Below are 15,349 nucleotides of genomic sequence, written 5' to 3'. Positions count from 1 at the left end.
TAGGTATATTTTTAATATCAAGTTCTAGCAATTGCGTTTTTTACTACTTTTTTGTGCGGCAAAAAAGTAGATAATATCTATATAAAGTGTATCAGTTGACAAAGTTAAAAATTTTCAGTATATATTATTTTAATTTTTTTATTATCTCTTTAGCGAAATATGGCAAATCATCAGGACATCTTGAAGTTATAATATTTCCGCATACCACAACTTTTTCATCTTTATAATTAGCTTTGGCATTCATTAAATCATCTCTTATGCCTATATAACAAGTAGCGTCTTTTCCTTCTAATACTTTTGCTGATATTAAAGTTTGCTGTCCATGACAAATTGCTCCTATAGTGAGGTTATTGTCAACAAAGTATTTTATTATTTTCTTTACGTTTTCATTTCCTCTTATAGCTTCAGGTGCTCTTCCGCCTGGTATTATTAATGCTTTATAATTTGAAGGGTCTACTTCTGAGAAATCTAGTTTTGCTTCAACTTTGAAAAAATATTCTCCTTTAATCTCGCCTTTGTTTAAAGCTGCTATATCAACTTCAATGCCTTCCTCTACAAGTCTGAAGTATGGATAAAATAATTCTGAATCTTCAAAAAAATTATCAGTAATAATTAATGCTTTCATTTTATATTCCTTTTAAATTATAATTTTAAGTATATACCAAAAATTTTTAACTTTGTCATTTTTTTAGTCAACTTTTTCCCGCCGCACACGCTCTGCGGACTTCGTCAAAGTTGCAAAAAGTGCAAGGATAGAATTAGTACTAAATCATACTAAAATTGTCTTACATGTAAGATAATTTATTAAATTAAAGCCCAAATGTAGCCTTTCGCGAAGCGTATCCGAGCCTGTCGAGGATATAGCTTCTTTGTGGCAATACCACAGGCACTTCCTTCGGTCGCAAAAGAAGTGGGGTATGGGGCAAAGCCCCAGATATAAAAACAAAAATATAACTTTACTTTTGACAAAGTATAGTTGTTTAGGTATAATACAATAATACAGCATTTTTTCAATAATGATTTTTTTTATGATAATTTATCAAAATAATTTTGTATTTTAATAAAAAAATTTTAACAATAAATAAATTTTTTTGTTATTATATTAGGTATAATTAAACATTTTCCAATAAAAATTAAGTTACTTGGCTTTAGTTATATTTGTATAATTAAAGCCTTTTTTAATTTAACTAATTATACAAATATTTTATTTTATTATTGCTAAGCAATAAACTCGCTAAAATATAGCTGACAACTTCCTTCGTCAGTTATCAGCTGCTCGTTTATTGCTTTAATTATCAAAACCAACCCTTATATTGATTCTATTCTCTTCTTCTTGAAGTTTCCTTTTTAATTCTGCTTTCTCCAATTTTTTATTATTTCTGTTTTTTAAAATTTCAAAAAATACTATAATAGCTCTTTCACTTGGGGCATTGTATTTATAAATTATTTTTTTATTGTTGGATTCTTTTCCTTCTTTATCAGTTTTTATTTCTTTTACAAGTTCTTTGCTGTAATAGCCTAATGCTTTTTTTATTAATGCATTTTCTATTTTTATTTTAGTATCTAAAAAATATTCATCTCTTGCTTTTCTTATTTTTTTAATCAAACTCTTTTTATATTTCTTACTTGATTTATTAATATAGTCTTTTAAATCATCATAATTTATATTTAGTTTTTTGCTTATTTCTTCAAATGTGAGATTTTCTTTTTTTATAAGCTCATATATTTGATTTTCTGTTTTGATATTATATTTATTCATAATACACCTGTAATTTTTTAAAATAAAATTTATAATATAAAATAATCAAAAAATATAAGCGAATATAAGTTAATTATGAAAGAAGTACGAATATATTTAAATGGAAAAATAAAAAAAATACCTTACAGAAATAAAGAGGATAACATAAAGGACATAAAAAGTCTTAAAAATGTATATGTAATTCAAAAAACTAGAAGCGATAAAAAGAATGAAGATTTTGCTATATCAAAATTAACTTATGAAAATGGAAAGTTTGATAAAAAAGAAGAAAAATATATTTCAGAAATTAAACTTGACAGTAAAAATATTTATCTTTTTGAAATAGGTTTATTTATAGATATATACAATAATATTTTTAAAAATATAGAAAATAAAGATTTAGAATATATCGAATTAGTAAATCTAGTAAATAATAAAGAAAAAGTTATTCATAATATAAATTCTGTTAAAGAAGAAGTGAGAAAGTATAGAGAGTATCATAAAAATGAACTTTTTGAAGGATATGAGCTTTTTAAAAATACAATATATTATAAATTAGAAATGCTTATCATAGCAGACAATATAAATTATTATTATGAAAATAGATTAAAATTTGATGAGATAAAAACTATATTACATGGTACATATAATGAAGCTGAAATGCATTTAGATTATATAAGAAATATTGAAAGAAACAGAAAAGCAAGAAAACAATTAGAAGAAACTACAAAAGAATTAGAAGAAATTAAAAAACAATTAAAATTACATGCTGATTTGCTTCCAATATTAAAAAAAGAATCAATTAATACTGATGAAGATTATATAAAAAATATGAGCTTTGATGAATTAAAAATAAGTATAGAAAATATAAATCTGCTTATAAGCTCATCTAAAGAACTTAATTATATAAACTATTACACAATAAAGAAATATATACTTTGCCTTTATTATATATTTGAAAGAGAGGAAATTAATAATTTGTTTGATAATGTTTATTTAGATAAAAACATTATATACTATGATTTACATTTTTATTATTTTATATTCATAATATACTCTCTTAATAATAAAAATAAACTTGATAATAAAGAGTATGAAGAAGTTATTAATTTATATATAGAAAAATACAATACTCTTAAAAAAGAAAAAGCATATTTATTTGACAGAGCATATAGTTCGGATATAGCAAAGAGATATGAACTAAAAAATCTAAATCATAATAATTATTTAAGCAGCAATACTTTTTTGAATCTTACTAATAAATATAATGATTACAGAGATTTATTTTTTGAAAAAGATTATTATAATTTTGTTTTATTTTTATGTAATAAGATAAAGTTTGGAATATATTTTAATTTAGCAGATTATCAGGAAAATATATTTATTAATGAATACAAAGAAATGAATTTTCAAAAATCAGATAACACAATTAATAATATTACTATTAAAATAGAAGATATAAAAATAGCTAGAAAAATAGCGGAGAGATTTTATTTTCTTAAATTAATAACTTTTGAAGAATATGGTATTATAAATACATACTTAAATGATTGTATTATAGAATTATCATACAATCATATAGAAACTATCAAAAATTATATTAAAGATGAAAATAGAATATTAAAAAGCTATGATAATATTTTTAATTATATTATAGATTTTTATAATAACATAAAAACAGATGAATTATTATCTTCTATAGATTATTATTTTTCTAAAAAGATTATCAAAGAACAAAAAAATATTGATGATTATACTTCTAATTTCTCATTAGATGAATCAGAAATAATAGAGGAAGCCAAAGAAATTTTTATAAATAAAAATTTAGAAAATATTTTAGATGATAATTTAGATATATTTACTAAAAAAATGTTTGATGAATTGGAGAATGATTTTAAAGGTTATAATGATAATTACCAAAGAGATTATAAATTTAAAATAGAAGCATTCTTCAAAATGAATTATTCCATTATTATGATGATAACAAAATATTTTTATAAAGATAATATTAAAGAAAATTTTATAAAGAATATTGAGTATTTATATAAATTATCATCTTACAGTGATTATTTAGTTGTTAATAAAATGATAGATTATGATAATATTTTTATAAGTACTTTAGGATATTCTTTTATATTTGATGATATAGAATTAGCCAAAATATTTTTTTCTTCAGTAGAATAAAATTCAAAAAAATTAAAAAAAAATTCACTTTTTAATTAGGTACATCGATGTACCAATAAGGAGAATTTATAATTATTTCCTATAATGAATTTATAAATAATTACCCAAGGGTAAGTATTTAATTTTTGTTTGTGTAATTTTTTAATAGAAGTTATTATTAAAAATTACTTTAATAGGGAATATTATAAATGTTGAATAATATCAGTATAGCATATTTTATAAAAAATAAAAGATATATCCTTGAAAGCAAAACATATAAGAACAAAAATGAATTAATAGTTATAGGCGAGTTTTTTCAGATTTTAAAAGATGAAAATATAGAGAATGTAACATTAAAAAATTTAAGAGAATGGGATAATAAAAAACTGCTTCCAGCCTATAGAATTACTCATGGCCCTATAAGAGAAAAGGTAAGATACTACAGCAGAGAGCATATTGATATTGTAAGAGAGATACTTCGTTTAAAAGCATTAGGACTTGAAATACCTGATATTAAAAAAATTATATTTGATAATATTCCTGAATGCTTAATATTTTTGAAAAGAGATATTGTAAAGAAAGAGGATTTAAAAAGTATGATGAACATAATAGAGAATATAAACAAAAAAGAAACAGATTTAATAATAACAGTAATAAAAAATTGCAAAAAATATTTCTGTAATAATTTCAGTATAGATAATTTAAATGATGAATATATAAAAGATATTATAAGTCAGTATAAAGATTCTAATTTAGAAAATGATGAAGATAAAAATATTATAGGTTTTATACTTATTTTGATTAGTGCATGTAATTGCTATGATGAGAGTAATAATATTTTTGATAGAGAGAAATTTTCAAATTATATTGATGATATAGCAGGCAAGTATTAAAGTTATAATCTTTAATAATTAAATATAAAAAATAATTTTAAGGAGGCTCAATATGAGTGAAAAAAATAAACACCCAAACAATGAAGCTGATATGGTAAATGCCAATAAAGGTTTTAATGGAAATAATATTACATTTGATAAAAATCAAGGTAATAGAGGCTGGCAGAAAAATCCATTAAACCCAGCAAATCAAAAAAACAACAATGATAAAAAATAATTTTAAGGAGGAAAATTATGGCTGATAAAATTAAGCACCCTAACAATGAAGCTGATATGCAAAACCCTAATAAAGGAAATAACGGAAACAATATACGTTATGACCAGAATCAGGGTAACAGAGGCAAGCAGTTAAATCCTAATCAAAATAAGGGTAAATAATTTGATTGTACGACTTTAATACTTGCCTTATTTAGTTGTTGGATTAAATATTATAACAATATTAAAAATTATATCAATTCCCCTAGGGGTAATATTAACTATTAACTTTTCAAATATTGTCTAATTAATAATAGGGTTTATTATTGAATCATTAATAATTTTTAAGGAGAAAACAAAATGAAAAAACTAATCATTACTATTTTAGCTTTAACTTTATTATCAGCTTTCAGCATATCCTGCAGCAAAGGTTTTAGTTTTAATGATTTAGGAGGCACTTGGAAAAGCAATAGCGGAAGCGAAACTTTTTCAGTAGATACATCAGCTAAAACTATAACAAAAAATAATCAGACATACAATGTTCAAGGAGTAAGTGATACAAAAGCTCAATTATTAAATATAATGTTATTAAAAGATGGAGTTAATGCTGGTAATATAACATTCACAAGCAAAACAGAAGCTAATGGAACAGGCGATTTTAATGGAGCTTGGACAAAACAATAATAATATTGATTGTTAATAAAATTATATAAGCTGCTTGGTAAAGAAGTATTTATCAGGCAGCTTTTTTATTGATTAATAAATATACATAAAAAATAATAACAAATAAATTGACAAAATTATTTCAATATATTATAAATTAGAGTTATGAAAGATAATAATTTAAATAATAAAACATACTATAGTTTTTCAGACTATGTAAAAAATAAATTTGGCGTAAAGGTAGGAAAGATTTCTATAGATACAGATTTCGGCTGTGCTCATAAAGCTAATAATGGAGGATGCAGATTCTGTAATTTAAACAGTTATAAGCCTCCTTATATAGCAGAAGAAAATATTAACAGTCAATGGATCAATGGTGTTAATAATTATAAAAGAAGATATCAAAAGTTCTACGCTTATTTTCAATTAGGTACTCCATTATCTCATTTAGCTTCAAAAGAATCATTAATGTATGCAAATAAATTAATATATTTTGATGATTGTGTAGGGCTTATGTTTGGAGCTAGAAGCGATATGCTTGAAGAAGATGTTTTAAAAGAGCTTAATCATTTAGCAGAAACTGTTAATAAAGAAATTTGGCTTGAAATGGGGCTTCAGTCTTCAAATGATGAAACTTCTTTGTTTATCAATAGAGGACATGATTATAAATCCTTTGCCAATATGGTTAATCATATAAAAGAAAATTATCCTAATTTAATAATATGTACTCATATAATATTCGGGCTTCCAAAAAGATTAATAGAAGATAAAAAATTAATAGAATTAGAAAGCGAAAATGACATGCTAAAAACAGTTAAAGATGTTTCAGCTTTAAAAATAGATGCGGTAAAATTTCATCAGCTTGATATAGTAAAAGGTTCTTATTTTGAGAATATGTACAAAGAATACAATTTCCCTACATTAGATGAAGATTATTATATCAATTTAATGAGTGAGGCAATAGCTTTAACTAATTCTAATATAATCATAGCAAGATTAATGGGTGATAGTTTAGGAGATACTTTAATAGCACCAAAATGGAATAAATCCAAAGGGGAAATAATAAATCTTATTACAAAAACTATGATATCAAAGAATTTATATCAAGGCTGTAAAGCATAATATAACTTTTTATCAACTTTTTAACAAAAACTATGAAAAATAGTATAAACTATATACAGAATTTATTTTTTATATGTAGTATAATTAAACATATACATAAAAAAAGAACATCATTAATGATAGTAATACTATATAAATTGATAATTTTTGTATAATTTATTGGTACGTTTTTTGCATAAAGTTATTAATTAGAGTTTTATTAAATTGTTTAATATGATGTTTAAATGGCAATTTAGATAAATAGGAGATTTTATGAGTGATGAATTAAATAAAGATATAAATAAAAATAGCGATAATAAGACCAACGAAGATAATACGGTTTCTATAGTGGAAGATAAGTTACCAAGAAGACTCATAATAATACCAGTAATGGGAAAGCCTTTATTTCCTGGTCTTTATGCACCATTTCCGATACCGCCTAAGCATGCAGATGCTGTTAATAAGGCTATAGAGGAAAATGACGGTTTTCTAGGTTTAAATTTATATATATCAGATAATCCTTCCGAATTAAGAAATGTTTCCGCTGATGATATTTATAAAGTCGGAGTAGTAGTAAAAGTATTTAAAAAATTGAATCTTCCAGACGGAGGACTTAATCTTCTTATAAATTCTATAAAAAGATATAAGATCATAAGATTCATAACTACAGATACAGTTATAAGAGCTGAACCATTATACATAGAAGATTCACTCGGCGTGGATAAAGATTCCAAAGAAATAAAAGCATATACAAGAGCTTTAATATCAGAAGTAAAATCTTTAAGCGAGGATAATCCTTTATTCACAGAAGAAATGCGTCTTACTATGGTGAATGTAGATGATCCAGGAAAACTTTCAGATTTTGTTACTTCTATGATTAATGTAGAGAGAGCAAGTCAGCAGGAAATATTAGAAACTTTTGATGTTCAGGAAAGACTTGAAAAGGTTCTTCTTCTTCTTCAAAAAGAAAAAGAAATAACTAAAATACAGCAAAAAATACAAGGCAGTATCAATTCAAAAATACAAAAACAGCAAAGAGAATTTTTCTTAAAAGAACAGTTAAAAGAAATAAAAAAAGAATTAGGATATGATACAGACCCTAAACAAAGAGATATAGAAAAATATAAAAAGACTCTTGAAGAATTAAAAGTTATTGATGAAGTAAAAGAGAGAATGGAGCAGGAGATAGAAAAGATTTCTACAATAGATACTCATTCTCCGGAATATACAGTTTCAAAAAATTATTTGGATACTTTATTTTCTTTGCCTTGGAATAATGAAAGCAAGGAAAGGGAAGATATATCCAAAAGTAAAAAAATATTAGACAGAGATCATTACGGACTTGAAGATGTCAAAGAAAGAATATATGAATTTTTGGCAGTTAGGAAATTGAATCCAGAGAAAAAATCTTCTATACTATGCTTTGTAGGCCCTCCTGGAGTTGGTAAAACTTCTATAGGTAAAAGTATAGCTGAAGCATTGGACAGACCTTTCTTTAGATTTTCTTTAGGCGGTATGAGAGATGAGGCAGAAATAAAAGGTCATAGAAGAACTTATATAGGTGCTATGCCTGGAAAAATTATTGAGGCTTTAAAAATAGTAAAGGTAAAAAATCCAGTACTTATGCTTGATGAGATTGATAAATTAGGAACAAGTTTTCAAGGCGACCCATCAAGTGCATTACTTGAAGTTTTAGACCCAGAACAAAATGCATCATTTAGAGATCATTATCTTGATTTGCCTTTTGATTTATCTAATGTGCTTTTTATAACTACAGCTAATACTCTTGATACTATACCAAGCCCTTTGCTTGATAGAATGGAAGTTATAAGACTTTCAGGCTATATTATGGAAGAAAAATTAAAGATAGCCACTAAATATATTATACCAAGACAAATTAAAGCTCATGGACTTGAAGTAAAAAATATCAAGTTTACTAATAAGGCTATAAGTTCAATAATAGACGGTTATGCAAGAGAGGCAGGAGTTCGTAACTTTGAAAGAAGAATAGAGAGAATATGCAGAAAAATAGCAGCCGATGTTGTAGAGAATAATAAAAAGACTTACAGCATAACCATAGATGATAAAGATTTAGAGAAGTACTTGAAGAAGCCTATTTTTACAGAAGATTTCACAGAGAAGGATTTGAAGCCTGGAAATGCTATAGGTTTGGCTTGGACTTCACTTGGAGGAGCTACTCTTACTATAGAATCTATAAGAGTACAGGAGAAAAAGGATTCAGGTACTATAAATGTAACTGGACAGCTTGGTGATGTAATGACAGAGAGTGTTCAAATAGCTTATAGTTATGTAAGAAGTGTAGCTAAAGACTATGGCGTTAAAGATGATTACTTTAATGATGCGGTTATTCACTTGCATATTCCAGAAGGTGCCACTCCTAAAGATGGCCCTTCAGCAGGTATAACTATGGCAACTGCTTTGCTTTCTCTTGGTATGAATAAAGTTATAAGAAATGACACAGCTATGACTGGAGAACTTTCTTTAAACGGAAAAGTTTTGCCTATAGGCGGATTGAAAGAAAAAACTATAGCAGCAAAAAGACTTGGATTTATTAAGCATGTTATAATACCTTATGAGAATATTAGGGATTTAGATGAGATTCCAGAGAATGTTAAAAAAGGTTTAACTTTCCACCCAGTAAAAGAGGTTAGCGAGGTATTTGATTTTATGTTTAAATTAAATAAGTCAAATAAATCAAATAAGAATGATAAAGCAGTAAGCAAATCTAAAAAGAAAAAATAAAATTTATTGTGTATTAAATATAATGCATTTGTTTTATAGCTGATAAAATTGTTAGCTATACAGCAAATGCATTTTTTATATTTAACAAATAATTATTTAGTAAATTGATAACTTATGATAATTTAAATCTATAGTATATAAATATAGTATTATTGTTTATATAAATAATTTATTTCAATATGTTTCAAAGCAGATATAATATATATAAAATTTACTAATAATTTTTCCAAATAATTTAATAATATTATGTAAATTATACAAAAAATCTTGACTTTATCTTTTATTTATGATAGCATAATAAATGAATTTTATATGTTCGCGTATAGGATATTATTTTAATTTAGGAGTATATTTATGGCTGTAAAAGTAGCAATAAATGGTTTTGGACGTATCGGACGTCTAGTTTTTCAGGCATTGGTAGAACGTGGTTTATTAGGTAAAGAAATTGATGTAGTTGGTGTAGTAGATGTTAGTACTGATGCTAAATACTTTGCTTATCAATTAAAATATGACTCAGTTCATGGTAGAATGAAAGCTGATATCACAACAGAAGGCGAAGATATCTTAGTAGTAAACGGAAACAAAATTAAATGTATAGGTGCTACTAAAGAATTAAAAGATCTTCCTTGGAAAGATTTAGGTGTTGAATATGTAATCGAATCTACTGGTCTTTTCACAGAAAAAGAAAAAGCTGAAGGTCACATAGCTGCTGGTGCTAAAAAAGTTATTATTTCTGCTCCTGGTAAAGGCGATTTAAGAACTTTCGTTTATGGTGTAAACCACGAAGAATATGATCCTGCTAATCATCATGTAGTATCAAATGCTTCTTGTACTACTAACTGTTTAGCTCCTGTAGTACATGTTCTTCTTAAAGAAGGTATTGGTATAGAAACAGGTCTTATGACTACTATTCACTCTTATACTGCTACTCAAAAAACAGTAGACGGTCCTTCTAAAAAAGACTGGAGAGGCGGACGTGCTGCTGCTGTTAACACTATCCCTTCTACTACTGGTGCTGCTAAAGCAGTAGGTGAAGTTTTACCAGCTACTAAAGGTAAATTAACAGGAATGAGCTTCAGAGTTGCTACTCCAGACGTTTCTGTTGTAGACTTAACTTTCAGAAGTGAAAAAGAAACTTCTATAGAAGAAATCGATGCTTTAATGAAAAAAGCTTCTGAATCTTACTTAAAAGGTGTTTTAGGCTATTGTAACGAAGAATTAGTATCTAGCGACTTCATACATGATAACAGAAGTTCTATTTATGACTCTTTAGCTACTACTCAAAATAACTTAAAAGGTGAGAAAAGATTCTTCAAAATCGTTTCTTGGTATGATAATGAATGGGGTTATTCTAACAGAGTAATTGATTTATTATTATATATGTACAACAAAAAATAATAGTAAGATATAATAATTAATTTTATTAAGCTATAATAAAAGGGTGTTATATTTCATTATAGCACCCTTTAAATTTTTTTAGCATTACATAAAAATTGTGAGCGTCCGGCAAGTTTATTTGACAGAGCTTTAATGCAAACAATTTTTATTAGCAATAATTAAAAAGCGAGCCAAAGCTAGCAGATAAATTTATTTGTTTACTGATAATAGGTGACGGCGAGCATAGCAATAATTAAAAAGCGAGCCAAAGCCAGCAGATAAATTATTTGTTGCTAATAATAGGCGACGGCAAACATAGCAATAATTAAAAGCGAGCTAAAGCCAGCAATAAATTTATTTATTTGCTAATAATAGGCGGCGGCGAACATAGCAATAATTAAAAAGCAAGCCAAAGCCAGCAAATAAATTTATTTATTTGCTAATAATAGGCGACGGCGAGCATAGCAATAATAAAGGAGTTCATAATGAAAAAATCAGTAAAAGATATAGATATTAAAGGTAAAAAAGTCATAATGAGAGTTGACTTCAATGTACCACTAGATAAAGAAACAAGTTCTAAAATTACAGACACTACAAGAGTAGATGCTGCTATGCCTACTATTGAATACATTCTCTCTCAAGGTGCTTCTCTTATACTTATGAGCCATTTAGGAAGACCAAAAGGCGAACCTAATCCTAAATACTCTTTAAAACCAGTTTATGATTATTTAAAAACTAAACTTCCTAACAATAAAGTTGAATTTGCTAAAGATTGTATAGGCGAAGAAGTAAAAAAACAAGCTGCTGAATTAAAACCAGGTGATGTATTACTTCTTGAAAACTTAAGATATCATGCTGAAGAAGAAAAAAATGATGCTGCATTCTCTAAAGAATTAGCTGATTTAGCTGATGTTTATGTTAATGACGCATTTGGTACTGCACACAGAGCACATGCTTCTACTGCTGGTATAGTATCTGCTAAAGCTGGTATGCCTGCTGTAGCTGGTTTCTTAATGGAAAAAGAAATACAATATTTAGGTGATGCTGTTGCTAATCCTGCTCGTCCATTTGTTGCTATAATCGGAGGAGCTAAAGTTTCTTCAAAAATTTCTGTACTTAAAAACTTACTTAACAAAGTTGATACTTTAATTGTTGTAGGCGGTATGGCTTATACTTTCCTTAAAGCTCAAGGATTAGAAATAGGTGCTTCTTTATGCGAAGATGATTATATAGCTACAGCTAAAGAAATTATGGATAAAGCTAAAGAATTAAATAAAACTTTATATTTACCAGTTGATAATGTTATAGCTGATAAATTTGACAATGATGCTAATATTCAAGTAGTAGATTCTACTGCTATACCTGCTGGTTGGATGGGTATGGACGTTGGACCTAAAACTTTAAAAGAACTTGAAGACATACTTAAAAATGCTAAAACAGTTGTTTGGAATGGCCCATTAGGTGTATTTGAAATGGCTAATTTTGCTAAAGGTACTTTTGAAGTAGCTAAATTCATTGCTAATTCTGGTGCTGTAAGTATCATAGGCGGCGGTGACAGTGTATCTGCTGTTAATAAATCTGGCGTTGCTGATAAGATGACTCACGTATCTACAGGCGGCGGAGCTTCTTTAGAGTTCCTTGAAGGAATAGAACTTCCAGGTATCGCAGTATTACAAGATAAATAATTGTAATTAATTAGATTAAATAAATCAAAATAGTGAGCCCGTAGTAACTTTAGTTGCTACGGGTTTTTATTGAATTGTTTTTCTTGATTAAAATAAATCAAAATAATGAGCCTCTGATAGCTTCAGCTGTCAGAGATTTTTTAGCGAATTATTTTGATTGTATGATAAAATACAAGATAAATAATTGTAATTAATTAGATTTAAATAAATCAAAATATTGAGCCTGTAGTAACTTTAGTTGCTACGGGTTTTTTAGCGAACTATTTTGATTGTATGATAAAATACAAGATAAGTAATTTAATTTGTATTTAAATAAAAATATTGAACTTGTAGGAACTTAGCCTTTAAAAGTTTTTTACTTTTTGATGAGTAATAATATTATAATAGTATTGATTTTTTATATTTACATTTTTATATTAGGCAATTTACAAGATAAATTTACTATGTTATATTTTATTGACTTTTGTTATAAAAATGTTAAATTATAGAAAAATTAATAGGTCATATTTAATATATTTTTTAAAAATTAAATATATTTATACTTGACAAAAAAAACTATTGTATTATTATAACTAAAAAATTATACGAATTATGGAGTAATAAATGGAAGAGTTAGAATCTATATATTTATTAAATGAATCAGACTTATTAGATAATGGATATTTTGCTAAAAAGTTTGCTGATGATGAATTTGATGATGATGATTATGGTGATAACGATAATTACGATGACGACGATGATTATGATGATGACGACTACGATGATGATTTCGATGATGACGATTTTGATGATGATTATGATGATGACGACTATGACGATGAAGACGACTACGATGACTATGATGATGACGATGATGATGATGACGACTACGACGATGATGATGACGATGATTCTATAGATTTCGAAGATGATTTTGATGACGATTTCGATGATGATGATTATGACGATGATGATGATTATGACGATGACTATGATGATGACGATTACGATGATGACTATGATGAGTAATTAGTTTTTATTATATAGAGCAATGCTGATATTTTTTATTGGTATTGCTCTGTTGTAAAAAGGTTAGCTGATGTCAGAAAAGAAATTCAAAAAATATAATAAAGAAAATAATAACAACAAGAAATTCTATAGCAATAATAAAAAAAATAAAAATAATTTCTATAATAAAAAAAAGTACAATCACAATAATCAGTATAAATTTCAAGAAAAAAGCATAGAGGAATATGAAAGGAATTATCTAAAAAAACGTATGAAAGAGGACGTTGAAAGACCTTTATGTCCTATATGTAATGAACCAATATATATCATAGAAGAAGCTATAAGACATAATGGTACTGGTGAATTAGCTCATTTTGAATGTATATTAAAAGAGATAAAAGAGAATAATTTATCAGAGATGGAAGAAGAAGACAAAATAGTTTATCTTGGTTCCGGTACATTTGGTATTATACAAGAAAGGCAAAGCGGTAAAAATTCAAGATTCTTTGTAAGAAAAAGAATCAATTACGAGAATAAGAAAGTAAAAAGAATAGAAGATGATGCAGATCCTGAAGAGGAGGAGTTATTTAATGTATGATATACCTCAAGGGTTTTCATCTGCTGCTGTCAAATCTGGTCTTAAAAATAATGATTATGATTTAGCTATCGTAAAAAGCGATCCGCCAAGTGTAGTATCCGCTCTTTATACTACAAATAATTTTCAGGCTGCTCCTATAGTCTTTTCAAAAAAGAATGATAAAAATAATATAGATTTATTAATAGTTAATAGTAAAATAGCCAATGCTTTAACAGGAAAAAAAGGTTATGATGATGTTGTTCAAATAGCTAAATATGCTTCAGAAATTTTCAATGTAAAAAAAGAGAATATATTAATGGCTTCTACTGGAATTGTAGGTGTGGAATTAGATACCCAAAAAATAAAGAATGGTATAAAAATAGCAAGTGAGTCTATTAATGATAATTTTGATAATATTTCAAGGGCTATTCAAACTAGGGATAAATTTAATAAAATATATACTACAGAATTAGAGGTTTCAGGAAAAATAGCCAAGTTCTATGCTGTTGCTAAAGGAAGTTCCATAGTTCACCCAAATATGGCTACAGTTTTGCTTTTTATATTTACTGATTTAAGTGTAGAAAAAGAAACTTTAAATAAGGCATTTAAAGAAGCTGTTGATAAAACATTAAATAGAATATCAATAGATGGAGAGACTTCCACAAATGATATGGCAGTTATTATGGCAAATGGGGCAATAGATAATAAGCCTATCACAGAAAAAAATAAAAAACTATTCAAAGATTTAAAACATAAATTAGATGAGATATGTGCTTATCTTGCCAAGATGGTGATATTAGATGGTGAGGGCATAACAAAAACTATTATAGTGTCAGTAAAAAGAGCAAAGACACAAAATGATGCTTTCAATATAGCTAAGAAAATAGCTACTTCAAATTTAGTGAAAATATTATTTCTTTCTAAAAATCCATATTTTGAAAAGATTTTATCTCCTTTGGGTAATATGAATATTAATATCAATAATGTATCATTATATATTAATGACATTGAAATTTATAAAAATGGTGAAATTAATAAAGGTTATATAAATAGTTTAGATAATGACAGGAAAGAAAATTATATAACTATAGATTTAGGTTATAATACCAAATATGAAGATTATTATTATTTCACAGATTTAACTCAAGAGTATATTTCTATACATTCTTCTTATAATATATAAATAATTGATTTTTCTAAAACTATT

The 15,349-nt window shown here is 26.3% G+C and carries 14 protein-coding genes; 12 read left to right on the top strand and 2 right to left on the bottom strand.

Features of this window, described 5'->3' with window-relative positions:
• Positions 1-124: 124 nt before the first annotated feature.
• Together R4K56_RS02070 and R4K56_RS02065 are read right to left on the bottom strand one after the other, a co-directional pair.
• Positions 125-625 carry a type 1 glutamine amidotransferase domain-containing protein gene (locus tag R4K56_RS02070; protein WP_014489114.1) on the bottom strand — a complete coding sequence of 167 codons (501 nt, stop codon included), beginning with the start codon at positions 623-625 and terminating at the stop codon, positions 125-127.
• 663 nt (positions 626-1,288) lie between these two features.
• On the bottom strand, positions 1,289-1,759 hold the full coding sequence (locus R4K56_RS02065; RefSeq protein WP_335758471.1) for a hypothetical protein: 471 nt from the start codon (positions 1,757-1,759) through the stop codon (positions 1,289-1,291).
• A 75-nt stretch (positions 1,760-1,834) separates the two neighbouring features.
• On the opposite strand from R4K56_RS02065, the gene R4K56_RS02060 reads away from it, so the two are divergent.
• From R4K56_RS02060 to argJ, 12 genes are all read left to right on the top strand, one after another.
• Positions 1,835-3,922, top strand: coding sequence for a hypothetical protein (locus R4K56_RS02060; RefSeq protein ID WP_335771613.1), 2,088 nt, complete (start codon positions 1,835-1,837; stop codon positions 3,920-3,922).
• Positions 3,923-4,110: 188 nt separating this feature from the next.
• Positions 4,111-4,794, top strand: a complete 684-nt coding sequence (locus tag R4K56_RS02055) for a helix-turn-helix domain-containing protein (RefSeq protein ID WP_335758469.1) — start codon at positions 4,111-4,113, stop codon at positions 4,792-4,794.
• A gap of 52 nt (positions 4,795-4,846) precedes the next feature.
• The gene (locus R4K56_RS02050; RefSeq protein WP_335771612.1) at positions 4,847-5,011 is read left to right on the top strand and encodes a hypothetical protein; all 165 of its coding nucleotides are present in this window, start codon (positions 4,847-4,849) and stop codon (positions 5,009-5,011) included.
• A 17-nt stretch (positions 5,012-5,028) separates the two neighbouring features.
• On the top strand, positions 5,029-5,172 hold the full coding sequence (locus R4K56_RS02045) for a hypothetical protein (RefSeq protein ID WP_335758468.1): 144 nt from the start codon (positions 5,029-5,031) through the stop codon (positions 5,170-5,172).
• Between the two features lie 177 nt (positions 5,173-5,349).
• Entirely contained in the window at positions 5,350-5,673 is a 324-nt protein-coding gene (locus R4K56_RS02040) for a hypothetical protein (protein WP_335771611.1), read from the top strand.
• Between the two features lie 144 nt (positions 5,674-5,817).
• A complete protein-coding gene (mnmL, locus tag R4K56_RS02035; RefSeq protein WP_335760162.1) occupies positions 5,818-6,774 on the top strand; it encodes a tRNA modification radical SAM protein MnmL/YtqA in 957 nt (318 codons plus the stop codon).
• Positions 6,775-7,026: 252 nt separating this feature from the next.
• On the top strand, positions 7,027-9,516 hold the full coding sequence (lon, locus tag R4K56_RS02030; RefSeq protein WP_335758465.1) for an endopeptidase La: 2,490 nt from the start codon (positions 7,027-7,029) through the stop codon (positions 9,514-9,516).
• Positions 9,517-9,870: 354 nt separating this feature from the next.
• Positions 9,871-10,914, top strand: a complete 1,044-nt coding sequence (gene gap / locus R4K56_RS02025) for a type I glyceraldehyde-3-phosphate dehydrogenase (protein WP_297299014.1) — start codon at positions 9,871-9,873, stop codon at positions 10,912-10,914.
• 464 nt (positions 10,915-11,378) lie between these two features.
• Positions 11,379-12,578 (top strand): phosphoglycerate kinase, encoded by a 1,200-nt coding sequence (locus R4K56_RS02020; RefSeq protein ID WP_297299012.1) that lies wholly within the window; start codon positions 11,379-11,381, stop codon positions 12,576-12,578.
• 603 nt (positions 12,579-13,181) lie between these two features.
• Positions 13,182-13,586 (top strand): DNA primase, encoded by a 405-nt coding sequence (locus tag R4K56_RS02015; RefSeq protein ID WP_335771610.1) that lies wholly within the window; start codon positions 13,182-13,184, stop codon positions 13,584-13,586.
• A 70-nt stretch (positions 13,587-13,656) separates the two neighbouring features.
• Positions 13,657-14,163, top strand: coding sequence for a hypothetical protein (locus R4K56_RS02010; RefSeq protein WP_335770407.1), 507 nt, complete (start codon positions 13,657-13,659; stop codon positions 14,161-14,163).
• A complete protein-coding gene (gene argJ, locus R4K56_RS02005; protein WP_335760166.1) occupies positions 14,156-15,325 on the top strand; it encodes a bifunctional ornithine acetyltransferase/N-acetylglutamate synthase in 1,170 nt (389 codons plus the stop codon). The genes R4K56_RS02010 and argJ overlap by 8 nt, the downstream gene beginning before the upstream one ends.
• Positions 15,326-15,349: the final 24 nt, after the last annotated feature.

Source organism: Brachyspira pulli (assembly GCF_036997785.1).
Taxonomy (GTDB): Bacteria; Spirochaetota; Brachyspiria; order Brachyspirales; family Brachyspiraceae; genus Brachyspira; species Brachyspira pulli.
The sequence above is the reverse complement of the archived record's forward strand: the minus strand, read 5'-3'. Positions and strand labels throughout refer to the sequence as shown.